Consider the following 25,360-nt stretch of genomic DNA (forward strand, 5'->3'; position numbering starts at 1 on the left):
CGACTGGATGCGTTCTTATGCTTCAGCTTGAGATTCCGCTGCCGCGTCAATAGCGCCGCCATAACGACGATCGCGTTGCGCATAGACATCGACCGCATGCCACAAAGTGCGACGGTCCACATCAGGCCACAGCGTATCTAAAAAGACGAATTCAGCGTAGGCGCTCTGCCAAAGAACAAAATTGGAAATCCGTTGCTCACCACTAGAACGCAGAAAGAGATCTACCTCGGGAAGATCAGGTTGATAAAGATGCTTCTGAATCGTCTTTTCGGAAATCCCTGACGGTTTGAGCTTCCCCGCAGCGACCTCTTGAGCAATCGAGGTAACCGCGTCGACAATCTCTGCCTGGCCGCCGTAATTCACGCACATGGTCAAGGTGAGCGTGTCATTATCCTTAGTCTGTTCCTGAGCTACCTCAAGCTCTTTGACCACCGAGGCCCAGAGTCTCGGTCGGCGTCCAGACCAACGGATTCGCACTCCCCAGGCGTCAAGCTGATCCCGCTGCCGCCTTAAGACATCGCGATTGAATCCCATCAGGAATCTGACCTCGTCCGGTGACCGACGCCAATTTTCAGTTGAGAAAGCAAATACCGTGAGATGTTTGATACCCAGATTGATGGCACCCGCCACCACATCTAGTAGCGCCGGCTCGCCTGCCTTATGACCTTCGATTCTGGTCAGACCGCGCTGGTTAGCCCAGCGTCCGTTGCCGTCCATCACAATTGCGACGTGCGCGGGAACAAGTTCTGCCGGAATATCCGGCATTGACTCGCCTGAAGGATGTGGCCAGGGAGCCACGACGGCAGCTTTGGTGATGCTGCGCGATGATTTACGTGCTGATTTCCGAGATGAACGAAGAGCCATCAGCTTCTTTCAACGAGTTGGAGCGACCGAACGACACGTTCCAGATGCCACTGCACGTAGTTGGCAACTAAACCCGCTGCCTCGCGCCGATTGGTGATCGGTGAGATATCCGCAATTGACCAATCACCGCTCAGGAGCGCTGGGAGTAGTTCCATCGTGGCCGCTGCCGGTGAGGGCGAACCTGGTGGCCGGCAGTCATGGCAAACGGCTCCGCCAAGTGCGGCCGAAAAAGCCGTATGCGGGCCAGGGTTTCCGCAGCGGGCACAATCGGTAAAGCTGGGTGCCCAGCCAGCGGTGGCCAATGCGCGTAATAAATACGAATCTAGAATCAGCTCCGGCGCGTGTTCGCCGCGCGCTAAGGACGAAAAGGCGCCGATCAGTAGCCGATATTGGGCACCAGCAGATTCGCTGTCTGCGTCCGTGAGCCGTTCAGCTGTTTCTGCCATCGCGGTGGCTACTGTGTAGCGGTCATAGTGCGCAGCAATTTGCTCGCCATAGGCGCTTTTGCTGACCGCTTGCGAAACGATGTCCAATGATCGGCCAGATATTAGCTGCAGGTCAGCGACCATAAAGGGCTCCAGCCGGGCACCAAATTTGCTACTTGTTCGCCGGATACCTTTAGCGACTGCTCGAATCTGGCCATGCTCTCTGGTGAGCAAAGTAATAATTCGGTCAGCTTCGCCCAACTTATGGGTACGCAACACCACGGCGTCATCACGATAGGTGCGCACGGCAAAGCTCGATGAACGGGACACCTAGCCATTCTCCCACTTGATGCCGCAAGAAGCAGATTTTGACACACAGATACCGAACGACGGCGGAGCATGGATTATCGCTCCGCTGTCGGAAGTTCAGTCGACTTGGTTGTCTCGGATAGCCCTATTGACCGCGGAGATCACTGCTTTGAGCGAGGACACTGTGGTGTTGGGGTCGATGCCAAGACCCCAAAGCACACGATCGCCAACGGCGCACTCTACATACGAAGCTGCACTCGCGTTACCACCTTCGGACAGGGCGTGCTCGCTATAGTCCAAAACTCGGACGTCCACGCCGTCGTCGTGCAGAATATTCAGCAATGCGGCAATTGGTCCGTTGCCACTGCCACTGCGCCTTTGTTCTACACCATCAATCCGCATTGCGGTGTTGAGTTTCGTGGTGCCATCTTCTTCGGTATCGGCATTCATCGAGCCCAGCGCATAACGTCCCCATTGCCCGCCAGGATGCCCAGCCGGACTCGGCAGGTATTCATCAGTGAACGCTTCCCACCGCTGATCAGCGCTAACCTCGCCGCCAACTGAGTCTGTTCGACGCTGAATAACTCCCGAAAATTCGATTTGAGCGCGTCGCGGCAGATCCAGGCTGTGCTCGCTTTTGAGCAAATAGGCCACGCCACCCTTGCCGGACTGCGAGTTAACCCTAATGACTGCTTCATAGCTACGGCCCAGATCCTTGGGATCCACCGGCAAATAGGGAACCGCCCACACCGTGTCTGCCACAGCAATTCCGGCCGCGTCGGCATCCCGCTCCAAAGCTTCGAAACCCTTCTTGATCGCGTCCTGATGCGATCCAGAGAAGGCGGTAAAGACCAGATCGCCGCCGTAGGGCATCCGCTCCGGCGCGGGAAGTTGATTGCAGTATTCAACGGTCCGACGAATCTCATCGATATCTGAGAAGTCGATCATGGGATCCACTCCTTGACTAAACATATTCAGCCCGAGCGTTACCAGGTCAACATTGCCGGCGCGTTCGCCATTGCCAAAAAGGCAGCCTTCAATGCGATCTGCGCCAGCCAAATATCCCAGCTCAGCAGCAGCAACGCCGGTCCCCCGGTCGTTATGGGGGTGGAGTGAAAGGATTATTCCTTCCCGCGGGTGCAGGTTATGACTCATCCATTCGATCGAATCCGCGTACACATTGGGCGTAATCATCTCCACAGTTGCCGGCAGGTTCACGATGACTTGATTGTCTGCCGAAGCCTCAAAAATATCAGCAACCGCGTTACAAACCCGAACTGCATAATCCAGTTCAGTGCCGGTAAAAGACTCAGGCGAATACTCATAGGTGATCTTGGTATCGGTCAAAGTCTCTTGGTACTTCTTACACAGCAGCGCACCTTGAGTTGCAAGCGCCATAATTCCGTCTTGATCTTCGTTGAAGACCACTCGGCGTTGTAAGACCGACGTCGAATTATAGAGATGAACAATGGCCTGCTTTGCGCCAACAAGTGATTCGTAGGTGCGTTCAATGAGGTGTTCGCGCGCTTGAGTAAGGACTTGGATAGTTACGTCTTCGGGAATGTGGCCGCCCTGGATCAGCTGGCGGACGAAGTCGAAATCTGTTTGTGACGCAGAGGGGAAACCCACTTCGATCTCTTTGTAGCCCATCTTCACGAGCAGCTCAAACATTTTCAGCTTACGAGCCGGGCTCATCGGATCAATGAGGGCCTGATTGCCGTCTCTGAGGTCCACAGCGCACCAGCGGGGTGCCGTGGTGATTCGTTTGGTGGGCCAAGTCCTATCTGGCAGTTCCACTTCGATCTGTTCGTGGAACGGCAAATAGCGATGGACAGGCATTCCAGAGGGTTTTTGTGCGTTTCGCAAGTCAGCAGGCCTTTATCTCTTGTGATGATTTCTCGACCGGGTACGAAAAACTCCGCGGCGAGGAACCGGCCTGCCCTTGATGCTGCTTCATCAACCGATGAAGCTCATATTCAATGGGTCTTGGTCTCGCCGCGGAAGCTAAGAAGGAGAATATCAGCGCGCACGAAAAGTAGCCTAGCATGGCAAATAGTATGAACTAGATACGTCGTAAAACGATGGTTCAGTCATCAACCAATCTCGATCAAGGGAGCATCAATGGCGCAGTCCGGCACATCGTCAGGAATAGATCAGCGCAACTTCGCTGAGGAATTCAGACCACAAGACGATCTCTTCCGCCATGTCAACGGTAAGTGGATGGCAGAGAATGATATTCCGGCTGATCGCGCCGCAATTGGCGCCTTCTTCACATTGCGTGATAAATCGGAAGAAGCGGTTCGAGCCATTGTTGAAACTTCTTCCCAGGCCAGTGACGACCCGATTTCCAGCAAGATTGGCGATCTGTATGCCAGTTTCATGGCGGAAGAGAAAATTAATGCCGCCGGTTCAGCACCAATCGCGGAAACTATCCGCTCGGTATATGGCACCGAAAGCATTGAAGATCTGCTTGCCTTGATGGCAAAGCTGCAGCGCAGCGAAACAGCGGGTCTGATTGGCTTTGACGTGTATAACGACCCGGGCAACCCAGAACGGTACCTGTTTCAAATCCAGCAGGGCGGCCTAGGCATGCCGGATGAATCTTATTACCGGGAAGAGAAATCCCAAGAGCTACTGCAGAAATATCGCGGACATGTGGACAACATACTTCGACTGGCTGGAATCGAGCACAGTACCGAGGCTGCAGCCCGGATTCTGGAATTGGAAACCGCGCTTGCTGCGGGCCACTGGGACAAGGTGACTCTGCGGGATCCGCAGAAGCGTTACAACCTGCTTAGCAGAGCGGATGCCATTGAGCTGTTCCCCGCTCTGGAGCTTTGGCTCAGCAATCTGGGCGTCAGCGAAAGCCAGAGCTCGGAAATAATTGTTGTCACTCCTGACTTTTTCCGTACTGCAGCCAAATTACTTCACGAGGTGCCGTTGCGCTCTTGGCAAGACTGGCTCGCAATGCGCGTAATCTCCTCCGCAGCACCGTATCTCGCCGAAGAATTTGTTTCTGAGGACTTCGCTTTCTACGGCACTGCACTCAGCGGCACCACCGAGAACAAAGAACGCTGGAAACGCGGGGTGGCCTTAGTCGAAGGCGGCCTTGGCGAAGCGGTCGGCCAGCTCTATGTCGCGGAACATTTTCCGCCTGCGCACAAGCTGCGAATGGAAAAGCTGGTGGCTGATCTCATCGAAGCTTACCGGCAGTCAATCACCGCCCTTGATTGGATGAGCGATAGCACCAAGACCAAAGTCCTTGAGAAACTTTCCAAATTTGTGCCCAAAATCGGCTACCCTGCAGTCTGGCAAGATTATTCAGCTCTTGAAATCAAGGCAGAGGATTTGCTCGGAAATATCACCAGGGCCAATATCTTTGAACTTGAACGCCAGCTTGCCCGGATTGGGCAGCCGATCGACCGCGACGAATGGCTGATGACGCCGCAAACGGTTAACGCCTATTACAACCCCACCATGAATGAAATTGTCTTTCCTGCGGCGATCTTGCAGCCGCCATTCTTTGACGCAACCGCGGACGATGCAGCTAACTACGGCGGAATCGGCGCCGTGATCGGACATGAAATCGGCCACGGTTTTGACGATCAAGGGTCGCAATACGACGGCGATGGCGCATTGGCAAACTGGTGGACCGACCAAGACCGAGAAGCTTTCGAGACTCGCACCGCGGCTTTGGTGGCGCAATATGACGAGCTAAGCCCGCTTGCTGCGCCACAGGAACGAGTCAACGGGAAATTCACGCTTGGCGAAAACATCGGCGACCTTGGCGGACTAAGCATTTCCTATAAGGCCTGGCAGCTGCATCTTGAATCGCTCCGGTGTGTCCGGAGGGTTTCTCAGACGATGAGCCTGTCGGCGGCTGCCGTGCTCTGGTAGTGATTGTAGTAGTGGTTTTCTAGCTCTACTGGTGGGATGTCTCCGCAGTACTGGTAGAGCCTTCGGTGGTTGTACCAATCGGCCCATTCAGCGGTGCCGATTTCGACTTCTTCTAGAGTCCGCCAGGGCTTGCCGGGTTTGATCAGCTCGGTCTTATAAAGCCCGTTGATGGTTTCCGCCAAGACGTTGTCGTAACTATCACCCACAGAACCGATCGAGGGGCGGATACCGGCCTGGGCCAGGCGTTCGGTGAAGGCCAAGGAGGCGTATTGAGCCCCGGCATCGTGATGATGAATCACCCCGGAAATCTCAGCCCCGGCCCGTTCACGACTCCAGATTGCCTGATTAACTGCGTTGAGCACTAGCACGGTGTTCATAGAAGCACTCGCTGACCAGCCCAGGATCCTCCGAGAGTAAGCATCGATCACGAAGGCAACATAGACCCACCCGGACCAGGTCGAAACATAGGTGAAATCATCTACCCATAGCCGATCCGGTGCCGTTGGTGTGAAATCACGGCGGACCAAGTCCTTCGCTCGGGCTGCCTTCGAGTCTTTGATCGTGGTGCGTTTGACCTTGCCACGGACCGCACCCTGTATGCCAAGTAACCCCATGAGCCGTTCTACCGTGCACCTGGCCACCGGCACACCTTCACGGTTCATCGCCAACCAGACTTTCCTGGTGCCGTAAACCCCGTAATTAGCGGCATACACCTTCTGGATCACGGGCTTGAGCACCTCATCACGTTGTTCTCGGTGAGATCGTGTTTTATCCACCCATTCGTAGTACGTGGACGGGGTGGTCTTCACCCCGTCCCAGTAAGCACCTGGCAGATCGACTCGACACCCCACCGCAATCCATTATTCTCGCGGTGACCGGCATGGTCCTTGATGTATTTCACGATCAGTGTTGTGGCGGTCGAGTTCGACCGCGAAAAAAGCTGAAGCACTCCGAAGGATCGCGTTCGCCCGTTTCAGCTCAGCGTTCTCACGCCGTAACCGTTTCAGCTCGGCCGATTCCGTGCTCGTTGTTCCAGTTCTAGTACCAACATCGATCTCGGCTTGCCGGACCCATTTACGCACCGTTTCCGGCACACCCACACCCAAAAGCTGGGCAACTTTTTGCATCGCCGCCCACTCCGAAGACGCACCCTCCATCTCCGCCACCATGCGCACCGTACGATCCTTCAACTCCTGCGGATACCGTGTCGTAGTTTTCCCTGCCATGTCCTGATCCTCTCAAACAAGAAAGTCTCCGGACACGCCGGGGCGATTCACTCAACCTGGCAGCATTTTCTGCCTATATCTAAGCACACAGACTATCCTTTTGCTCCTTCGGCGTGAACCTACGTTGGCGTAATAAGGGCCATGAGGAGCAGGATAGGACTGTGACGAATCTGAACTTGCCAGCCAGCGAACCCGGAACCGCAACAGAAACCGTATCGCACCCTTGGGCGCGATACGGTGCCATGGGCGACTCGTTTACCGAGGGAATCGGTGATCCCGAGCAAAGCAGTCCAGGCGGCCATCGCGGCTGGGCCGACCGCCTAGCAGAAGAGCTCAGCAAAGGACATCACGACTTCGCGTATGCGAATCTAGCGATTCGCGGCCGGCTCCTGCAACAGATTCTGACCGAGCAGCTCGAACCCGCCCTGGCTCTGAAACCTGATCTCATTTCAATCTCGGCAGGTGGGAACGACTTGATTCGGCCTGGTTCGGACCCTGACGCGCTAGCCGAGAAAATGGATGCAGCAGTGGCGAAGATGACTGCTTCGGGTGCCACGGTATTGCTCTTTAACGGCCCGGATATCCGTGATACCCCCGTACTAGGTCTAGTCCGCGGCAAAGTCGCCATCTACAACGAAAATCTCCGCACGGTAGCTGCCCGTCATGACGCCGTTATTGCCGATATGTGGTCGCTGCGTGAACTCTCCGATCCACAAATGTGGGACGAAGACCGACTGCATTTTGCGCCTTTAGGCCATCACCGGATTGCCATTATGACCTTGGATGCGCTCAACGTACCTCATCAGCTTGAGCCATTACGGCCGGAGCCGCTCGCGCACCGCACCTGGCGTGCCGCCCGGAGCGAGGACCTTATTTGGGCATGTGAGTTCTTGGTGCCGTGGGTGGTCCGCCGATTGCGGCACCAATCATCTGGCGACGGAGTCAGCGCAAAAAGGCCCACCCCTGGCCCAGTGTTTATGCCCTCGGTCGACGTCAAAAAACTGAGTTAACGGGCAGTCTGAGGCGAAGTTTCACTTGGCTCGAAACTCGCTTGTTCGCGCATCGACGCTTCAATACCGTCTAGCAAAACGTCCCGCTTACGCTGCCACTAAGCTTTGCCATCGGTGCTAAAAGCCAACCCCAATAGGTGCTCCAGCCCGGCCAGGTTCTTGATCTTCAAGGGTCCAGGCGGTGATTCAATGAATCGACTATTGACCACCGATTCCGGTTTGAGCGGTTTTAGCGCACTGCGTCGAAGACGGTAGGCGTTCATATAGCTATCGATGGTCAGATCAGAGACCAGATCCATGATCAACACCGCCTGCTGCTCTTCAAAGCCAAAGTCAATCAGCGCCTCACTACCGGCGGCAAAGATACAAATAACGCTAGGCGGCGTTGAGGCTAAGCGTTGCAGCTCCGGAGCTAAACCAGGAAACGATTCGTAGATTTCCCACATCACATCGGTCAGTTGCTCAACGTAACGTCGCCAGCCTTCGTTCGGCTCCGGCCAATTAGCTTCCCAAGCGAGAAGGCCAATGGCGAGCGTGACCAGATCGTCACGGGATCCGACGTGTCGGTAGAGCGAAGAATGTTTCACGCCCAGTGAGCTTGCCACAGTGGACATGGTCAATCCTTCGAAACCGAGGCTAATGGCAGCACGGGCTACCGACTCACGAGAAATAGTCGGTACGCGGCCGCGTCGACGGGCTTGTAGGTTGGTCACTCGATCATAATAACTGTCAAGAATGAGCGTAAGCCGGGCACCGATTGATAACGCACCCAAGTTTATTATTCAGGCTAGCGCCGGAGCAATGAGTGCGGCGATCTGCCCGGTTTCCAGCAGAAATGCATCGTGGCCGACCTTCGAGTCGATACTTCGAACCGAAACTCCGCCAGGCACGGCTGCCGCAAGTTGCTCAGTTTGTGCGGGTAAATACAAGCGATCTGAACTCACCGAGGCAAGAGTGAACCTCACGCTAGCGGCGGCAAGAAGCGCTTGTTCAAGACCACCCCGGCCGCGCCCCACGTCATGACTCATCAAAGCTTCGGTCAAGACAATGTAGCTATTAGCGTCAAACCGCTGCACCAATTTAGTCGCTTGATGGTCTAAGTAGCTTTCCACCTGGTAACGGTTCAGTTCCGGCTGCTCGCCCCGCTCAAGAGAAATCGGTTGCTCGCCACCTTGCGCCGCTCGACCAAATCGATGGCCCAATTCAGCTTCTGAACGATACGAAATATGCGCAATTCGTCGCGCCAGCCCCAGCCCAGCCAGCGGCGGTCGACCCGAATAATAGTCACCGCCGTCGAAATTGGCGTCCTGCCAGATAGCGAGGACCTGAGTCTGCGCCAAAGCGATTTGCTCCGCGGTACTTGCTCCGCACGAGGCCAAGATCACTGCCTGACGCAGGCGGTCGGGAAACTCTGCCGCCCATTCCAGCGCCCTAGCGCCCCCCATTGAACCACCAATCACGGCATGCCACTGCTGGATGCCCAATGCATCCGAAAGCACTGCCTCTGACCGCACGCTATCTCGCAATGTTAGGTAGGGAAAGCGCGAGCCCCAAGGCACGCCGTCGGGCGCTAACGACGACGGACCAGTGCTGCCATAACAACCGCCCAGAATATTCGCTGCGACCACGAAAAAGCGGTTGGTATCGATAGCTTTTCCGGGGCCGACCAAACCGTCCCACCAGCCATCCTCATCGCTGTCTCCCCTGGCAACATGCGTGCTGCCGGTCAAAGCGTGCTGAATAAGAACCGTAGTTGAAGCATCAGCGTTGAGTTTGCCCCAGCTTTACATAGGCCAAAACCACTGCCGGGATGCTCGCGCCGGATTCGAGCTCAACATCACCGATCAACTGATATTGCAAAATGCCATCGGCAAAACTCTCTGCTGCGGTCTCCGCAGAAACTTCCAATGCCGTCAAGACTTTGCCGCCCGGAAGCCTGCATCCAAATCAGCCAAAATATCGTCAATGTGCTCCAGCCCAACCGATAGCCGGGCCATTGATGGGCTGACGCCGCTCGCGAGTTGCTGCGCTTCGCTCAGTTGCGAGTGCGTTGTGGACGCCGGGTGAATGACCAGCGAGCGGACATCACCAATGTTGGCCACGTGCGAATGCAATTCCAGTCCGTCAACGAACTTTTTGCCCGCTTCAACGCCGCCTTTGATTTGAAAAGCGACTACCGCACCGGTGCCACGAGGCCCATATTTCCGGCTGCGCTAGTACCAGGGGCTAGATGGCAGGCCTGCGTAGGCTACGGACTCGACGCTGTGATGTTCACTGAGCCATTGGGCGACTTCGACGGCGTTGGAAACATGCCGTTCTACCCGCAGGCTCAATGTTTCCAAGCCTTGCGCAATCAAAAAGGCGTTGAATGGCGAGACCGCTGAGCCAAGATCGCGCAGCAGCTGAACTCTGGCCTTGAGGATATATGCCAAATTGGCACCTAGGGCACTACCCACACCCAAGTCCCGGGCAAAAACCAAGCCGTTATACGACTCATCCGGCGTATTGAATCCGGGGAACTTCTCCGGATCCTTCGCGTAATCAAACGTGCCGCCATCGACTATGACACCCGCGATAGCCGCACCATGACCACCGAGATACTTCGTCGCCGAATGCAGTACGACGTCCGCTCCCCATTCGAGCGGGCGAATCAAATAGGGCGTGGCAAGCGTCTTATCGACAATGAGGGGCACGCCAGCTTCATGCGCGACGGCGCTAACACCTTCAATGTCCAGGATGTCCTGGCGCGGGTTAGAAACCACTTCGCCAAAGAGCAACTTGGTGTTTGGCTTTATTGCTGCACGCCATTGATCCAGGTTGTCCGGATCGTCAACAAAAGTTACCTCGATCCCGAACTTCTTGAAGGTGTGAGCAAAAAGGTTGTAGGTGCCGCCGTAGATGCTCGGGCTAGAAACAATGTGGTCGACGGCCTGAGCAATATTGAGCACGGCAAGAGTTGCAGCGGCCTGCCCCGAAGAAAGCAGCAGCGCGCCAACGCCGCCCTCAAGATTCGCAATGCGCTGCTCAACGGCGTCCTGGGTGGGATTGCCGATTCTGGTGTAGATCGGCGCCAATTCAGCGAGCGCAAACCGATTTGCCGCACTTTCAGCGCTAGGGAAAACAAACGAGCTTGTTTGATAGATCGGCAACGCTCGCGCGCCAGTAACTGCATCTGGTTCTTGGCCGATGTGGATTTGTCGTGTTTCGAAAGACCAACCATTACTCATAGGGCTGGCTCCTTTTCTGGAAAGGGCCCAATAATCAGCAGCGGCCGGACGGTGGCCAGAGATACCCCGTTCAACCGGGTGCGATGCATCGACCCGCGCTTGCCTCTACCGGTTGGTGGAGGCCAGGTCTTCACCCGGGGCACCCCGCCGCGGTGGAGGGTTGCCGTCCAGCAAGCCGGGGCAGGCGTCTGGTCAAGACATTGCTGGCACTCGTGACCTAAAACAAGTTTGCGCAAGCAAAGCTCATCAGTTCAAGTCCATGACGGGGTGTGACGTTTTTTGGCCAGCCCCCACAGCTGTTGCTTAGGTCACCCTAAGTCGAGACAGGGGTCACAAAGTGCAAGGATATGGGCATGCGCATGGATCACGTTTCTTACGCTTGTGACCCCGATGGACTAGCTGCCACCTCGGAGCGGATTGTCACGGCACTCGGCGTCAAAGCCGTGTGCGGAGGCGTACACCCTCGCTTCGGTACGCGGAATATGATCATCCCGCTCACCTCGCGCCACTACCTCGAAGTTGTCGAAGTCCTCGACCACCCTGCTTCAGATAAAGCACCCTTCGGCCAAGCCGTGCGTGCTCGCTCCAACGCCGGTGGCGGTTGGATGGGCTGGTGCGTCGAAGTGAACGACCTTTCGCCTTTTGAAGAACGGCTTGGCCGCTCTGCAGTGCCTGGTAACCGAAAGTTCCCAGACGGTCGCGAGCTTGTTTGGCAGCAAATTGGCATCAAGGGACTCATCGCCGATCCGCAGGTGCCCTACCTGTTGAAATGGGAGGGCGATCCAAGCCTGCACCCGTCTCAGGCAGAGCCCAGCTCTGTGATTTTGTCTAGCCTTACCATTGCCGGCTCGGCTGAACGGGTCACCGAATGGCTTGGCGAGTGTGTGGACAAGCCGCTCGAAGACGTTGCCGTCGAATGGATCGCTCCGCACGGAACGCCGGGCATCATGAGCGTGACCTTTGAAACAGCGAACGGTCCAGTAACCCTCTAATTTTTTTCCATCCGTTGAGTGTCGACTTATGGCGAGTTTGAGTACGATTTATTCGCCACAAGTCGACACTCGACGTTTGTTTAAGGGTGTTGATCAGCCGAAACCTAGTTGCCTACCGAAAGTGAACGCGGCAATGTCTAATAAACTATGCGCGATCACCAGCGGCATGACTCGCTTCGTCTTGGTATAGAGCCAGCCAAAGACCAGGCCCATCGCAACATTGCCAATAAACGGTCCGAAGCCCTGGTACAAGTGATAGCTGCCGCGCAAAATTGCGCTGGCAATAATCGCTGGCCACAGCCGCCATCCCAGCTTATTCAGCCGGTCCAGCAAATAGCCGACGACGATTACCTCCTCCAAAACTGCGTTGCGGATCGCGGAAATCACCAGCACCGGCACTGTCCACCAAAATTCCTGCAGCGAATTGGGCACGAGTTGCGCGGTAATTCCCAACGCCCGGCCAATCGCATAGAGCCCAAGTGACGGCGCACCGATGAGCACCAATAGCCCCACACCCCACAGCAAATCGCGACCCGGCTTAGCGAAAGTGAAGCCGATCGCGGTGAAACCACTTCGGGCTGGTTTCCAGAGTAAATAGAGCACTAACGCCAAAGGTATTAAGGCGAAGAAGTTGCCCAGCAGCTGATACGCCAGGTCAAAGTATTCGCGATTGTTTTTGCTGGTATTCAAGGTGGCCGTGGCTTGGGCGATCGGACCTCGGCTGAGGTTATCGATCAAATTGACCACGGCATAGACCGCAGATTGGCCAAGAGAAAGCCCCAGCACAATCAAAATTTCAACACGCCAACGCTTGCGTAATGCGCTGGGTGGGCGGCGAACAGACATGGCACCATCCTGCCTCGGCATCCTTGTGCAAGCCGTTACGACACCCGGTGCGCAACAGAACCGAGCACAGATTTCGAACACTAGACTCAGATCATGAGCGCACCCCGGCAGATCTTGATGCTCCGACACGGTCAGTCTGAGGCGAATCGAGACCAGACCATTTACAACCGCGTGCCTGATTACCGAATACCGTTAACCGATATTGGTTTAGCTCAAGCAACCGCGGCGGGTGAAAATATTCGACGCCGTCTTGATGGCCAACAAGTCTGCGTCTACGTCTCCCCCTATTTACGCGCATATCAAACCCTGGAAGCTCTAAACTTGGGCAACTTGGTGGAACGGGTCATCGAAGAACCTCGGCTTCGGGAGCAGGACTGTGCAAATTTTCAGAATCCTGCCGAGATCGCAGATCAAAAGGAGCTTAGGAACGCCTACGGGCATTTTTTCTACCGATTCCGTGAAGGCGAATCGGGCTCGGATGTTTACGATCGGGTGTCGTCGTTCTTGGAAACTTTGCATCGACATTGGCAGAAACCTGATTACGCCGCCAATACCTTGCTGGTGACGCATGGACTCACCATGCGCCTTTTTTGTATGCGCTGGTTTCATTGGTCCGTTGAGTACTTCGAGTCGCTCAATAACCCGGAAAACGCGGAAGTGAGATCACTTCTTTTCGACGACGGGCGTTATCGCCTGGACTTGCCTTTTGAACAATGGAACGCTGTCGCACCCGGCCAGACGGTGCTGGATAGCCCCCGGGTAACGTGGTAATACGTTATGAGCGCATGACTTAATTGGCCTGAGACAACGGCCAGAGGGTAGCCTTACCTATGTTCTGAACGATTTGGAACCTAGCTACCGAGAGAACGCTCTTGCTCGCAACTTTGGTGATTGGCCTCCGCGAAGGCCTAGAGGCCGCACTAATTGTCGGCATTATTGCGGCGTTCTTGCGGCGCAGCGGCAAAAGCCTTTTCGCTATGTGGATCGGCATTGGCATAGCGGTGGCGATCAGCCTTGGCGTCGGGGTAACCCTAGAAGTCATCTCCGCCGGACTACCGCAAGCCCAGCAAGAGGGCATGGAAACAATCATCGGCGCAGTCGCCGTCGTAATGGTTACCGCAATGATTCTCTGGATTGCAAAGAACGCCCGGTCGCTCAAGGGTTATTTGGAAGCACATGCCGCGAGTGCGCTAAAAACCGGTTCGACGGCGGCACTCGCCACCATGGCCTTTCTTGCAGTTTTGCGAGAAGGCGTCGAAACCGCAGTCTTTCTGCTGGCAGCATTCCAATCCTCGGTCGACCCGCTACTGGCTGGTGCAGGTGCTCTGATCGGTGTCCTGATTTCTATCGTCATTGGCTATGGCATCTACCGTGGCGGCGTCAAGCTCAATATGGGCCGCTTCTTCACCATCACCGGCGTCTTCCTGGTCTTAGTTGCCGCGGGTCTAGTACTCAAAGCGCTTCGTACCGCACATGAAGCAGGCTGGATCATGATCGGTCAAGATAAGACGGTCGACTTGTCCTGGCTAGCGCCAAATGGCTCAGCACAGGCGGCATTGCTGACTGGTGTTCTTGGCATACCGGCAGATCCGCGAGTTATTGAAGTTCTAGGTTGGCTGCTCTATCTCGTTCCCATGCTGCTTTTTGTGCTGTGGCCAGCAAAGCGCCGCATTGCGCCCGCCAAGTTGCCTGCTTTTCACCGAATCATCGCGATTAGCTTGGGTTCCGCAGCAGTATTACTGGCCCTCATTGCCGCCATTCTGCCCACGCCGCAGAGTTCTGCAGCAGCGCTAAACGTTGTAAGTGCTCAAAATACTGTGGCTGCCAGCTGGGCTGCTGAACGGTAAAACACTTTCCTTCACCAGCCCAGCTGGCAGCCGAACCGATTTCCAGCTAGCTGACCAACCACAAGAGCTCGGTGAGCACCTTGGCGTCGCCGCGCAGCGATTCAGCTTGCAGCTACCCACGGAAGCAAATCAACCAGCAAACCTGAGCCTCAAAGACCTCATTGCGCTAAATGCTGGCCGGTTACCTGTTGGTATTTCCACTCAAAGTAATCCAGGACCATTTCAGGCTCATTGGATCAACAAAAACGGGCTGACTGTATGGCTTGCAAACGGAAAATTACTTGACGCCTCTCGCGAGTCTGATGCCGCTGTAACGCTCAGCGACGGCGGTCTCAGCACGGCCAGAACTGTGGCCTTCTCCCAGACAAGGGATAACTGGCAGATAGACCCTTCAGAAGCAGCTTCGGCCGCAACCGCAGCCGGATCTGCTCAGGGCTCGCAACAGGAAAGACAGCTCTGGGGAGTTTGGTTACCAGTACTTTTTGCCGCGGGTGCGCTTAGCTTCCTGGGCCTCTCTTTCCGACGTCGTCGTCAGCTTGCCGCACTGGAACCTGCACCGGCTTCAAACACCCCGGTCCTAGAAACCAAGCTGCTCGTCGAAATAGCTTTCGCAATTATTTCCTCGATTCCTCGCTCCGCATTGAAAGGCTCACTATGAATCGCCCCGGTGTGTCCGGAGACTTTCTTGTTTGAGAGGATCAGGACATGGCAGGGAAAACTACGACACGGTATCCGCAGGAGTTGAAGGATCATACGGTGCGCATGGTGGCGGAGATGGAGGGTGCGTCTTCGGAGTGGGCGGCGATGCAAAAAGTTGCCCAGCTTTTGGGTGTGGGTGTGCCGGAAACGGTGCGTAAATGGGTCCGGCAAGCCGAGATCGATGTTGGTACTAGAACTGGAACAACGAGCACGGAATCGGCCGAGCTGAAACGGTTACGGCGTGAGAACGCTGAGCTGAAACGGGCGAACGCGATCCTTCGGAGTGCTTCAGCTTTTGTCGCGGTCGAACTCGACCGCCACAACACTGATCGTGAAATACATCAAGGACCATGCCGGTCACCGCGAGAATAATGGATTGCGGTGGGGTGTCGAGTCGATCTGCCAGGTGCTTACTGGGACGGGGTGAAGACCACCCCGTCCACGTACTACGAATGGGTGGATAAAACACGATCTCACCGAGAACAACGTGATGAGGTGCTCAAGCCCGTGATCCAGAAGGTGTATGCCGCTAATTACGGGGTTTACGGCACCAGGAAAGTCTGGTTGGCGATGAACCGTGAAGGTGTGCCGGTGGCCAGGTGCACGGTAGAACGGCTCATGGGGTTACTTGGCATACAGGGTGCGGTCCGTGGCAAGGTCAAACGCACCACGATCAAAGACTCGAAGGCGGCCCGAGCGAAGGACTTGGTCCGCCGTGATTTCACACCAACGGCACCGGATCGGCTATGGGTAGATGATTTCACCTATGTTTCGACCTGGTCGGGGTGGGTCTATGTTGCCTTCGTGATCGATGCTTACTCTCGGAGGATCCTGGGCTGGTCAGCGAGTGCTTCTATGAACACCGTGCTAGTGCTCAACGCAGTTAATCAGGCAATCTGGAGTCGTGAACGGGCCGGGGCTGAGATTTCCGGGGTGATTCATCATCACGATGCCGGGGCTCAATACGCCTCCTTGGCCTTCACCGAACGCCTGGCCCAGGCCGGTATCCGCCCCTCGATCGGTTCTGTGGGTGATAGTTACGACAACGTCTTGGCGGAAACCATCAACGGGCTTTATAAGACCGAGCTGATCAAACCCGGCAAGCCCTGGCGGACTCTAGAAGAAGTCGAAATCGGCACCGCTGAATGGGTCGATTGGTACAACCACCGAAGGCTCTACCAGTACTGCGGAGACATCCCACCAGTAGAGCTAGAAAACCACTACTACAATCACTACCAGAGCACGGCAGCCGCCGACAGGCTCATCGTCTGAGAAACCCTCCGGACACACCGGGGCGATTCATTCAGCGTAGAATCAAAATCATGCCCAGGAACGATGGACGCCGGATCCTTGTGATCACGCCGGCGTGGAACGAAGGCGAGACTGTCGGTCACACGGTCACCGAAATATATTCCATAGACAAGGGATATGACGTCCTGGTGGTCGACGACGGCTCCAAAGACAACACCGCAATAGCTGCCGAAGCCGCCGGTGCCATGGTCTTGAAACTTCCGTTCAATATGGGAGTCGGCGGTGCCATGCGCGCTGGATTCAAATTTGCTCAGCGGTTTAACTACGACGCTGCCATCCAGGTTGATGCTGACGGCCAACATAATCCACGAGATATTGAAGCAGTGATCTCTGGACTAGATTCGGCTGATATTTCGATTGGTGCCCGTTTCGCGGACAAAGGCGACTACAAAGTGTCCGGCCCTAGGCAATGGGCCATGATTTTCCTAGCGAAAGTCATTTCGAGTATCGCCAGAACTCGACTGACAGATGTCACTTCAGGGTTCCGGGCAGCCAACCGGCGGGCGATAGCGCAATATATTGATCATTATCCGGCTGAATACCTAGGCGACACCATTGACTCCCTCGTGGTCGCGATCAAGTCCGGTTGCAGAGTCACTCAAGTTAGCGTGGCTATGCGTCCGCGTCAGGGCGGGACGCCGAGCCACAATCCTGTGAAATCGGCAATCTATCTTTTGCGCTCCATCTTTGCTTTGCTGTTTGCAGTGACGCGTAGTAAATCGAAGCCAGTAATTCAGGAAGGTGCTTAGCATGGGTAGCACGGTTACCGCGTTCATCTTCGCTCTCATCGTGGTCTGTATCATTCTCGACCTGGTGCGTAGAAAGGTCTTTAAGGAGAAATATGCCGCTCTCTGGCTTGTCATTGGCCTTGGTGCCATGGTGCTCGCAGGCTGGCCTGGCCTTTTGGGAGCCGTTAGTAGTTTCCTAGGCGTCCAAGTTGCTTCAAACCTCTTATTCGGCCTATGTATTTTGCTCCTTTTGGGCGTCTGTCTGCATCTTTCATGGGAAATGTCCGTTATCGAAGAAGAGACGCGAACTTTGGCAGAGGAAGTTGCCATTCTTCGACATCAAGTGGCCGCACTGGTCAAGGACGCCGAAGTGAAGTCACAATCCAGTTCAGATGAAGACTCAACGGGTGGAGACCGCCACTAGATCCGTGAAGGATGTCGTCGCCAAAGCCTGATCGTGCGTATGCTCTAGCCTTAGTGCTAGGCGCAGCCAACATTTGGCTCCGACTAAAGTCAAGGTAATTCGCAGCTGCGCCCGGTGCAAATTTGGGCATAGCGACGCTGCACTCAATTGTTGATGACTCAAAACAATGCTGCCGTTGTTGGTCAATGGTAGCTAAGAGACGCCTTATCGTGATTTGTACACGTGTCCCGGAGAAACCGGCCTATTGAACGGACTGCCCTCATAGCGCGGAGGGTCCATTGCGAAATTGCAAAGGCTTTTCGGCAACTTCCACTCGCCTGAGCAAGTGAAGCCACTCGAAAAGTCAATTCTCAATGAGGAAATCACCAGGTCTAACCATATTTCAGATGTTCTTTCGGAGATATATTCCTGCACGTCTGTGATGAGTGTGAGCTGTCGAGCGAATGAAATTCACGGTTCGTCGAGACGTATCGCTAATTTGATAATCGGTGGGGATCGTCGGACGCCCCAAATCGGCGTATTGCGAGAGCACGATATCGATCGAATCAACGATCGCGTCAGCATTAACTCCGGTCGTGATAATGGCTCCGGTGTCCAACGACTCTGGCCGTTCGATAGCATCTCGTAAGGTCACTGCTGGGAAGCCCAATAGCGAAGACTCCTCGCTAATCGTGCCGCTATCCGAAAGGACTAGCTTCGCTTCTTGCTGTAATTTCACGTAGTCATTGAAGCCAAATGGTGGATGGAAAATCAGGCCCGCTTTTAGCTCCTCAGGCTGCTCTTCTAAACGTTTGCGGGTGCGAGGATGAGTCGAGATTAGGACAGGAACGTCGTACTCGGATTGGATCGCTTGCAATGCTTTGAGGATTTCAGTGAGTCGCTCCGGGCTGTCTACGTTCTCTTCACGGTGAACACTGACCATGAAATATTGGCCCGAAGTAAGACCCTGAGCCGCCAAAACTTGGCTCGACTCAATTGCCTTAGCGTTGCCTGCAAGCACCTCCTTCATAGGAGAACCTGTCAAGAGAATTCGAGCGGGCTGTAGACCCTCGGAAAGCAGGTTTCTACGAGCGTGTTCCGTGTAAACCAAGTTATAGTCAGCTACGTGGTCAACGAGACGTCGATTCGTCTCCTCTGGCACGTTTTCGTCGAAACAACGATTTCCGGCTTCCATGTGATAAACCGGAACGCGAAGCCGCTTAGCTATCAATGCTGAGATACAAGAGTTAGTGTCCCCCAGAACAAGCATTGCGTCCGGCTTTTCCTGAATCAAAACTTCCTCAGTCTTAGCAAGAATTGATCCGAGAACCGCACCCAAGCTCGAAGTATCAGCTTGCAAGAAATGGTCAGGCCGACGTAGCCCGAGATCTTCGAAAAAGACCTCGTTCAACTCGTAGTCATAGTTCTGCCCGGTGTGGACCAAAATATGATTTGTATCTTTTTCGAGCTGTCGGATGGTTGCAGCCAACCGAATTATTTCGGGCCTCGTTCCGACAACTGTCATCACTTTGAGCTTGCGGTCGGTCGCGGTCATACTTCCTCCGGGAAAGTGTCGGGAGAGGAGGGATCATAAATTTCGCTGATCCAAAACATCGTATAAAGCATATCTGATCCAACGTTGGTGATTTTGTGTGACCACATTGTTGGCATGTCTATGGCAACAGGCTGATCCCCATTCACCCGGTAAGTCACAACCTCATCAGAGAACAACTTACGCATCGCGATTTCTGCAGAACCCGCCAGGACCGTGAATCGCTCTATTTTTCTGCGATGATAGTGCTGCCCACGAGTGATGCCGGGAACCGTCGTGGAAAAGGAGGACTGGCCTTGTCCGTGTTCACTTCGCACAACTTCAAAAAAGGCTCCGCGCGAGTCCTCTTTCCGATCCAGCTGAATTGGTAGCTTATCTCCCACTAGGAACGAGCGATAGGTGTTGAATAAATTGCGATCAAAACGATCCGCAATTGCTGGTACAGTTCCCCGCGAGTAAGTCGCCGCGATTTCAGCAAGCGCACTCGCCAGCTCCGACACAGATCTTTGGGCTACTAACTCAGACATTGCGGAAACCGGTACCTGGCCTATTAGCACCTCTGCGGCATCCTGTGCGTGCAACAGGTCAAGCACCCGATCTTCGGTGACTTCAGGATGCCTGCCGTCTACCAACATCTGGCAAAACGTTGCCACCACTGAGTTATAGAAAGGTCTTCCGTGCTCACCGAAAAGGTTTGGGAGCAGTACATCGACAAAGTCAATTCCTAATTCCTCAGCTGCCACACGGAGAATTCGGCCAGCTTCTGCCTTTGCTTCACCGTAAACAGATCCATTTCCGGCTTGAATCGAATTGGCAAAGACCAACCGCTTCGGCTTGGAAGTGGTGATCTTCAGCGCGCTCACGAGTTGCTGCGCAAACTTCACGTTGCCTTCGAGAATTTCATGATCTGAACCGCGGTTAACTCCGGCTATGTGAATCACGCTTTCGACGTCGTCCATTGCAATTGCCGCGGCCGAAATCTCGAACTCAGCACCGATCTCAATCCGGCGACTCGTCGAGCCCACACTATGAGCCAAGGCTCGAGTGTGCCAACCCAAAAAACCATTTGATCCAGTCAGAGCAATAGTGTTCATGAGCATTCCCTCCATTCTCTAACAGGCAGAAATCTTATAGAGCTTGGCGTCTCCTTGAGAGTCGACCAGAGTAGCAACTCCGCTCGCCACGAGGTCATCGAGCCCTTTGTATCCGTTGTCTCCGCCGTGAACTTCACGATGTCCAAAATCTAGAACATAAGCGACTTTCAATTCTCTGACAGCAGGGCAAACATCTGCGTCAATCTTGGCGTCCTTTAGATGATCGTAAATTTCCGGAGCACCGTTCGGAATTGTACTGAGGATATGGAGCTGGAGCGTCTTCCGATCGGCGAATGCGTAAGCAAGCGCGCTACCGTTCCATGGATTTCCGGCCAACACTGCATCTTTCGGCACATTTTTATCTAGGCGCTCGATCAGAGCCATCTCGTCGGAAGAAACTAGTGGCGACTGGGGCGACAGCTGATAGCCCGGGACTGCTGCGAGTGACGCTTCTCGCAAGTTCTCCCTTTGAGTCCCCCAGATTAAGCCCCCTAACAAGACCACGGATACCAAGATGAATGAAATCGCGCGCGGCCATACTATTGTCTCCGCACGCCGTCCTTGGTTATTACATGCCGCCCAGAACCCAAGGATTCTTGCCTTGCAGAAATCCCAAATCCGAATCGCTCCGATGGTTGCAATCGGCAAAATTACCAACGGAAGCAGAGACGCAAGCCTGGGGGGGTCATTATACCAGAGGCCAGTGAAAAAGGTTCGAACCTGTCCGAACGGGAAAGAGGCGACAATGACAAACAACGCCCCGATGACCAGGTACATCCCGAGTAGCCAAAATTGACGACGGTGCAGGACCAGGCTGAAGATGCCAAGTACCGCCAATATCATAATGATCCAGGAAACCGGCCGATTGATGCCGGCGCTCGCAATCACTTCACCGATCGCACGAGCACTGGATTCAACCGGTGGCCAGAATGCAGCAATTTCTGGAGGTCGGACGTTCTTCCATAGATGATAGGCGACCAAAGCACCGACGACTAACGCGATAATCAAGACAATCAACATCAGCCAGTTTGACCTTAGCTCTCGAAGCCGGGGCCGAACTGCCTTGCCCCAGAGAACTAGCCATGCGGGAATCGACAAGGCCAAAAGTACCATCAGGCTGCTTGGATGCGAAAGAGCAATTCCAGGCAACACGGCGATGAATAGTAGCCAGGTAATGAGCTTAGGTACATCGCGATCCTTTGCCAGGCCCAGAGCTTGAATCATCAATCCCAAGGCGGCCGGTAGCAGCGCGTTGCCCAAGAAATTTGGATATAGCACTCCGAAGTCGAGAAGCAAGATCGGAAATGCGCCGAATCCAGCGGATAAAACTCCCGCAGCTAGACTGACGGCCGGGCGCCGACCAAGCGTCTGATGGGCAAGGAACATGCAGCCTAACGGCCAAACGACGGCACCCACGATAATGTTCGTCAAGTTCACTGACGCCGGAATGCTTCCGCCAAAAATGCCAACGCTCAGCGATACCAAATCATGCCAAGCCGAGGGATAAAATCCTCCCCCAGTCATCCCACTGACATCCATCGACGAACCCGAGCCGGTGTCTAGAATGTATCGAATCGCATTGAGGTGGAAAACATTATCGAAAGTCTGGGAAAAGGAATCAGGCTTGCCGAAAACGAATACTAAGCGACGAGCAATCAAAATTGTTGCGATGGCTAAGGCCAGCACATGAAGCACACCTTTTTTCCAATGCCAAGGTACTGCACGGCTTGGCTCTGAGCGCTTTTTGAGGAAGAACACTACGAAAAGAGCCGCCAAAGCTATCAGTACGGCGAGACCGATGACTGGCAACGGTGACCATTTCAAACCCGTAAAAGGGGCTAGAATCGCGGCAACTGAGATTAGTGTGACACTTATAAGCGGCGAAATGGCAAAGAGCGCCATTCCTCGTAACCTGCATGCCAAACCAACAAGCAGTCCAGGCAGAAAAATCACCGCTGAAACCACTATCGCTAGTGGAACGGTTGACCACCAAGTCACAATTCTCCTCCAAGAATAAATTTATGGGTACAAAACCTTCCTCTGAGACACCAACGGACTTCGCCTTTGAGAATCCTACTTGACCGGTCCAAACCCGATGGTTGACTACCAACCATCCTCAAAGCTCCAAAGCTAGAGCCAATGGCTTGGCCAAATGTTTTTGCGAAGGTGTTCGTCATATGGTTGTCCCGGTAAATAAGAACGTTGCCTATGACGTCTGGACAAAATGAGTTACGGCAAAAGTAGGGTTGCAAATTTACAATTCGCACTCCTGAGACTTGTTCAGCGGCTCTTTTTAGCGGATCAGACATCGCACCAGTTTCAGACGACGGCCTTGCGCTACATATCGTTGACAGCGCACCGTTCTTCAGTACGCATTCAGATGCAGAGGAATCCGGGTAAGGGTTATCGAGAATGACCGAAACAGGTATTCCGGCATCACGCAAGGGCTTCAGGAGCTGAATGTAGCCCTCAACCAAGCTTTCCTCATCATGCCAAGTCCATTGAAGTGCCTTTGCATACCCAGCCGGAGTCATCGCGCTAATGACCACCAGCTGTGGTTTGGATTTCAGAAGTCTTTGCAATGTGACCTTGTTTTGATCAGAACAATTCGTCAACGCGTTGCTGGCTGCTATAGGAGGGATGGCAGAAAAAGGACATCCATTTCGCACCATCGCGCTCACTTTCCAACCATTCGCCGCTCCGGCTGCGAGGATCGGATCCACGTATTGGCTCGCATGCGAGTCTCCAACTACGGCCGCCGTCTTTGTTGCATCAGCTGGACCATAAATGCATTGAGATTCCGAAATAACTTCCGGATCAAAAATGCCGCACTCATCTTTGCCGGTTAATGGAACGTCCTTCAAAGCCACGGCATGGTCAGGACTAATTGTCACACCAGAGGGAACCCTCGCTGGAGCAACAGGATCAAACACCTCGGCACCTGGATACCGTTCGTTATCTGCAGCGACGCCTAGTTCCGAAGCCTTCATCTGAACTATGGTCCACGGCACCCCAGCTGCCGCCACGCTCGAACCCACCTGCAGTATGGCAAATCCGTATGCCGCTCGTTGAGAAATCAACTGACGAAATCTGCGTCCGCCTCGTAACTCAACGGGCTTCCCATGCCGACATCTCTGTTCCACAAACCGGTACGACAGCCAAGCAAGGCTAAGACTCAAAACAACAATCATTGCCCCTTGGAATACCCCCGGCTCCCGACCCAAGATACTTACCCAGAAGACGATGACGGGCCAATGCCAAAGATAGAGCGAGTATGAGATATCTCCAACGAAAGTCATCGGGCGCAGACTCAGGAAGCTTGATATTGATCCGGCACGGTAGTGCTGAGAACTCTTGATTCCTGAACCAGCCATCAAAATTGCGCAAGTACCTAATACCGGTATTAGTGCAATTGATCCGGGGAAAGGCAGCGTGGTCGAGAGAAGGAAGACCGAGACAAAGATAAGAATGAGGCCCGACCACCCCATGAGAAATCTGCTCAATGCCGTTAGCTTGATTCGATGCACAAGTAAAGCCAAAATTCCGCCTAACCCCAACTCCCACATCCGAGTCGTGGTCGCGAAATAGGCCAGGTTGTGATTAGACCCGGAGAAAAACACGCTATGGGCGAAAGAAGGCGCAGATATTATGAGAACTAGTGTCAGACAGGCTCTTGATTTGAGCACGTTAAAGTGGCGAGCCAATGTCACCGCCAGCAGAATCAGTATCGGAATAACGATATAAAACTGTTCTTCAACCGCTAACGACCAGTAATGCTGAACCGGTGAAACGGCAGCTGTTGCTCCTTCATAGCTTGCGGAGCTGAATCCCTGATTCCAATTCTGCACTTGCAGCGTAGACATGGCTACATCCCAGGAAACGGACTGCCATCGGCTTTGCGGCAAAAATACGAACGTGCCAACTACAACTGCCAAGAGCACCAAAGTTGCTGCAGGAAGAAGTCTTCGAATCCTTCGAGCGTAAAAAGCTAAGAGTCCGATTTTTCCCGTACTGACCGCTTCACGAACAAGAGAGCCGACTATTAGAAATCCCGAAATTATGAAAAATACATCTACTCCAACAAACCCTCCGGGAGCAAAATTCGGCCACAGGTGATAAACAATCACGATACCGACGGCAATAGTTCGGAGGCCCTGAATATCAGGTCGTTGGGCCTTGGCCACCGGAATACTGCTGTTAGCCATCTTCACGCAACTTCGCGACCGCGACATCGATGGGGCCGTCGAAAACGACTGAACCATGATCCAAAAGAACACCGCGATTACAAATTCGTGAAACAAGATCTAAGTCGTGACTGACCACGACCAAAGTCTTACCGGCATCTGCTAGCTCTTGAATCTTATACAGACATTTTCTTTGGAAAGGCTCGTCTCCAACGGCAAGAATTTCGTCAACCAGAAAGACTTCCGGATCGGTGTGAACTGCAACAGAAAAGGCAAGTCGTAGATACATTCCTGACGAGTAAAACTTGACTTCCGTGTCTATGAAATCGCCGATTTCGGCAAAATCTAAGATTGATTCAAAGCGTTCGTCAATCTGTTCCTTACTCATCCCCAAGATTGCGCCGTTAAGGAAGACATTGTCTCGGCCCGACAAGTCGTGGTGGAATCCAGCCCCGACCTCTATCAGGCCCGCGACTCGACCTCTGGTCCGAACAGTGCCGGAGTCGGGCTGCATTACGCCAGAAATGTGCTTCAGCAAAGTTGACTTACCCGAACCATTGAATCCCAGCAAAGCAACCGTTTCGCCTTCCGAGACCGACAAGTCGACATGCTTTAGCGCGTCAAATTTGTTGGTTAGATCTCCTTTACGACCTTTGAGGAGCCAGACTATTGACTCTTTGATCGATCGGGAATGCCTCAGGACAAAGCTCTTTGTTACGTCTTTAACTTCAATTGAAATTGCCATA

Annotated in this window: 20 protein-coding genes, 3 pseudogenes and 1 riboswitch; of the genes and pseudogenes, 9 read left to right on the forward strand and 14 right to left on the reverse strand. The window is 54.1% G+C overall.

The features are described from left to right. Positions 1–15: 15 nt before the first annotated feature. The 3 genes from RSAL33209_RS06925 to leuA all read right to left on the reverse strand — a co-directional run bounded on the left by RSAL33209_RS06925 (position 16) and on the right by leuA (position 3,464). Entirely contained in the window at positions 16–864 is an 849-nt protein-coding gene (locus RSAL33209_RS06925) for an isoprenyl transferase (protein WP_012245004.1), read from the reverse strand. Continuing rightward, entirely contained in the window at positions 864–1,619 is a 756-nt protein-coding gene (recO, locus tag RSAL33209_RS06930; RefSeq protein WP_012245005.1) for a DNA repair protein RecO, read from the reverse strand. The genes RSAL33209_RS06925 and recO overlap by 1 nt, the downstream gene beginning before the upstream one ends. A 96-nt stretch (positions 1,620–1,715) precedes the next feature. Beyond that, positions 1,716–3,464 carry a 2-isopropylmalate synthase gene (gene leuA / locus RSAL33209_RS06935; RefSeq protein WP_012245006.1) on the reverse strand — a complete coding sequence of 583 codons (1,749 nt, stop codon included), beginning with the start codon at positions 3,462–3,464 and terminating at the stop codon, positions 1,716–1,718. A gap of 255 nt (positions 3,465–3,719) precedes the next feature. On the opposite strand from leuA, the gene RSAL33209_RS06940 reads away from it, so the two are divergent. Then, positions 3,720–5,495: a M13 family metallopeptidase gene (locus tag RSAL33209_RS06940; protein ID WP_012245007.1), complete on the forward strand. Its 1,776-nt coding sequence runs from the start codon at positions 3,720–3,722 to the stop codon at positions 5,493–5,495. Here the strand turns inward: RSAL33209_RS06940 and RSAL33209_RS06945 are convergent. Beyond that, positions 5,456–6,721, reverse strand: a pseudogene (locus RSAL33209_RS06945) (IS3 family transposase). The gene RSAL33209_RS06940 and the pseudogene RSAL33209_RS06945 overlap by 40 nt on opposite strands. A gap of 242 nt (positions 6,722–6,963) precedes the next feature. Here RSAL33209_RS06945 and RSAL33209_RS06955 point away from each other — a divergent pair. Then, entirely contained in the window at positions 6,964–7,731 is a 768-nt protein-coding gene (locus RSAL33209_RS06955) for an SGNH/GDSL hydrolase family protein (protein WP_114597713.1), read from the forward strand. A gap of 98 nt (positions 7,732–7,829) precedes the next feature. On the opposite strand, the gene RSAL33209_RS06960 is transcribed toward RSAL33209_RS06955, so the two are convergent. From RSAL33209_RS06960 to RSAL33209_RS06970, 4 genes and pseudogenes are all read right to left on the reverse strand, one after another. Continuing rightward, positions 7,830–8,444: a TetR/AcrR family transcriptional regulator gene (locus RSAL33209_RS06960; protein ID WP_145962051.1), complete on the reverse strand. Its 615-nt coding sequence runs from the start codon at positions 8,442–8,444 to the stop codon at positions 7,830–7,832. Positions 8,445–8,513: 69 nt separating this feature from the next. After that, on the reverse strand, positions 8,514–9,461 hold the full coding sequence (gene metX, locus RSAL33209_RS06965; protein ID WP_012245010.1) for a homoserine O-acetyltransferase MetX: 948 nt from the start codon (positions 9,459–9,461) through the stop codon (positions 8,514–8,516). 31 nt (positions 9,462–9,492) lie between these two features. Then, positions 9,493–9,648 (reverse strand): homoserine O-acetyltransferase, encoded by a 156-nt coding sequence (locus RSAL33209_RS20010; RefSeq protein ID WP_012245011.1) that lies wholly within the window; start codon positions 9,646–9,648, stop codon positions 9,493–9,495. Beyond that, positions 9,645–10,958: pseudogene (locus RSAL33209_RS06970) on the reverse strand (bifunctional o-acetylhomoserine/o-acetylserine sulfhydrylase). The gene RSAL33209_RS20010 and the pseudogene RSAL33209_RS06970 overlap by 4 nt, the downstream one beginning before the upstream one ends. A gap of 90 nt (positions 10,959–11,048) precedes the next feature. Next, a riboswitch (SAM riboswitch) is annotated at positions 11,049–11,176 on the reverse strand. 135 nt (positions 11,177–11,311) lie between these two features. On the opposite strand from RSAL33209_RS06970, the gene RSAL33209_RS06975 reads away from it, so the two are divergent. Continuing rightward, positions 11,312–11,950, forward strand: a complete 639-nt coding sequence (locus tag RSAL33209_RS06975) for a VOC family protein (protein ID WP_041685357.1) — start codon at positions 11,312–11,314, stop codon at positions 11,948–11,950. A gap of 93 nt (positions 11,951–12,043) precedes the next feature. On the opposite strand, the gene RSAL33209_RS06980 is transcribed toward RSAL33209_RS06975, so the two are convergent. Next, on the reverse strand, positions 12,044–12,796 hold the full coding sequence (locus tag RSAL33209_RS06980) for a CPBP family intramembrane glutamic endopeptidase (RefSeq protein WP_012245015.1): 753 nt from the start codon (positions 12,794–12,796) through the stop codon (positions 12,044–12,046). A gap of 93 nt (positions 12,797–12,889) precedes the next feature. On the opposite strand from RSAL33209_RS06980, the gene RSAL33209_RS06985 reads away from it, so the two are divergent. The 6 genes and pseudogenes from RSAL33209_RS06985 to RSAL33209_RS07010 all read left to right on the forward strand — a co-directional run bounded on the left by RSAL33209_RS06985 (position 12,890) and on the right by RSAL33209_RS07010 (position 17,805). Further along, positions 12,890–13,567, forward strand: a complete 678-nt coding sequence (locus tag RSAL33209_RS06985; RefSeq protein ID WP_012245016.1) for a histidine phosphatase family protein — start codon at positions 12,890–12,892, stop codon at positions 13,565–13,567. A 101-nt stretch (positions 13,568–13,668) separates the two neighbouring features. Further along, a complete protein-coding gene (gene efeU / locus RSAL33209_RS06990) occupies positions 13,669–14,643 on the forward strand; it encodes an iron uptake transporter permease EfeU (RefSeq protein ID WP_012245017.1) in 975 nt (324 codons plus the stop codon). Continuing rightward, positions 14,600–15,301: a hypothetical protein gene (locus RSAL33209_RS16200; RefSeq protein WP_049758898.1), complete on the forward strand. Its 702-nt coding sequence runs from the start codon at positions 14,600–14,602 to the stop codon at positions 15,299–15,301. The genes efeU and RSAL33209_RS16200 overlap by 44 nt, the downstream gene beginning before the upstream one ends. 47 nt (positions 15,302–15,348) lie before the next feature. Beyond that, positions 15,349–16,614: pseudogene (locus RSAL33209_RS07000) on the forward strand (IS3 family transposase). A 50-nt stretch (positions 16,615–16,664) separates the two neighbouring features. Further along, positions 16,665–17,402, forward strand: coding sequence for a glycosyltransferase family 2 protein (locus RSAL33209_RS07005; RefSeq protein WP_012245020.1), 738 nt, complete (start codon positions 16,665–16,667; stop codon positions 17,400–17,402). 1 nt (position 17,403) lies between these two features. Further along, entirely contained in the window at positions 17,404–17,805 is a 402-nt protein-coding gene (locus RSAL33209_RS07010; protein WP_012245021.1) for a DUF2304 domain-containing protein, read from the forward strand. A gap of 382 nt (positions 17,806–18,187) precedes the next feature. On the opposite strand, the gene wecB is transcribed toward RSAL33209_RS07010, so the two are convergent. The 5 genes from wecB to RSAL33209_RS07035 are packed head-to-tail and all read right to left on the reverse strand — an operon-like array spanning position 18,188 to position 25,359. Then, positions 18,188–19,339: a non-hydrolyzing UDP-N-acetylglucosamine 2-epimerase gene (wecB, locus tag RSAL33209_RS07015; protein WP_012245022.1), complete on the reverse strand. Its 1,152-nt coding sequence runs from the start codon at positions 19,337–19,339 to the stop codon at positions 18,188–18,190. After that, positions 19,336–20,430: a polysaccharide biosynthesis C-terminal domain-containing protein gene (locus tag RSAL33209_RS07020; protein ID WP_041685359.1), complete on the reverse strand. Its 1,095-nt coding sequence runs from the start codon at positions 20,428–20,430 to the stop codon at positions 19,336–19,338. Before RSAL33209_RS07020 ends, wecB begins: the two co-directional genes overlap by 4 nt. An 18-nt stretch (positions 20,431–20,448) precedes the next feature. After that, complete coding sequence (locus tag RSAL33209_RS07025) at positions 20,449–22,428, reverse strand: DUF6541 family protein (protein ID WP_012245024.1); 1,980 nt, start codon at positions 22,426–22,428, stop codon at positions 20,449–20,451. Next, the gene (locus RSAL33209_RS07030; RefSeq protein ID WP_158539298.1) at positions 22,425–24,614 is read right to left on the reverse strand and encodes an acyltransferase family protein; all 2,190 of its coding nucleotides are present in this window, start codon (positions 24,612–24,614) and stop codon (positions 22,425–22,427) included. Before RSAL33209_RS07030 ends, RSAL33209_RS07025 begins: the two co-directional genes overlap by 4 nt. A 13-nt stretch (positions 24,615–24,627) precedes the next feature. Further along, positions 24,628–25,359, reverse strand: coding sequence for an ABC transporter ATP-binding protein (locus RSAL33209_RS07035; protein WP_012245026.1), 732 nt, complete (start codon positions 25,357–25,359; stop codon positions 24,628–24,630). Between the last annotated feature and the right edge of the window lies 1 nt (position 25,360).

Origin of the sequence: Renibacterium salmoninarum ATCC 33209 (assembly GCF_000018885.1) — a bacterium.
Classification (GTDB): Bacteria; Actinomycetota; Actinomycetes; order Actinomycetales; family Micrococcaceae; genus Renibacterium; species Renibacterium salmoninarum.

Coding starts and splice junctions, on each gene's coding strand:
- RSAL33209_RS06925 (WP_012245004.1), bottom strand. CDS start 864: ATGGCTCTTCGTTCATCTCGGAAATCAGCACGTAAATCATCGCGCAGC.
- RSAL33209_RS06940 (WP_012245007.1), top strand. CDS start 3,720: ATGGCGCAGTCCGGCACATCGTCAGGAATAGATCAGCGCAACTTCGCT.
- RSAL33209_RS06955 (WP_114597713.1), top strand. CDS start 6,964: ATGGGCGACTCGTTTACCGAGGGAATCGGTGATCCCGAGCAAAGCAGT.
- RSAL33209_RS06975 (WP_041685357.1), top strand. CDS start 11,312: ATGCGCATGGATCACGTTTCTTACGCTTGTGACCCCGATGGACTAGCT.
- RSAL33209_RS06980 (WP_012245015.1), bottom strand. CDS start 12,796: ATGTCTGTTCGCCGCCCACCCAGCGCATTACGCAAGCGTTGGCGTGTT.
- RSAL33209_RS06985 (WP_012245016.1), top strand. CDS start 12,890: ATGAGCGCACCCCGGCAGATCTTGATGCTCCGACACGGTCAGTCTGAG.
- RSAL33209_RS07005 (WP_012245020.1), top strand. CDS start 16,665: ATGCCCAGGAACGATGGACGCCGGATCCTTGTGATCACGCCGGCGTGG.
- RSAL33209_RS07010 (WP_012245021.1), top strand. CDS start 17,404: ATGGGTAGCACGGTTACCGCGTTCATCTTCGCTCTCATCGTGGTCTGT.
- wecB (WP_012245022.1), bottom strand. CDS start 19,339: ATGACCGCGACCGACCGCAAGCTCAAAGTGATGACAGTTGTCGGAACG.
- RSAL33209_RS07020 (WP_041685359.1), bottom strand. CDS start 20,430: ATGAACACTATTGCTCTGACTGGATCAAATGGTTTTTTGGGTTGGCAC.
- RSAL33209_RS07035 (WP_012245026.1), bottom strand. CDS start 25,359: ATGGCAATTTCAATTGAAGTTAAAGACGTAACAAAGAGCTTTGTCCTG.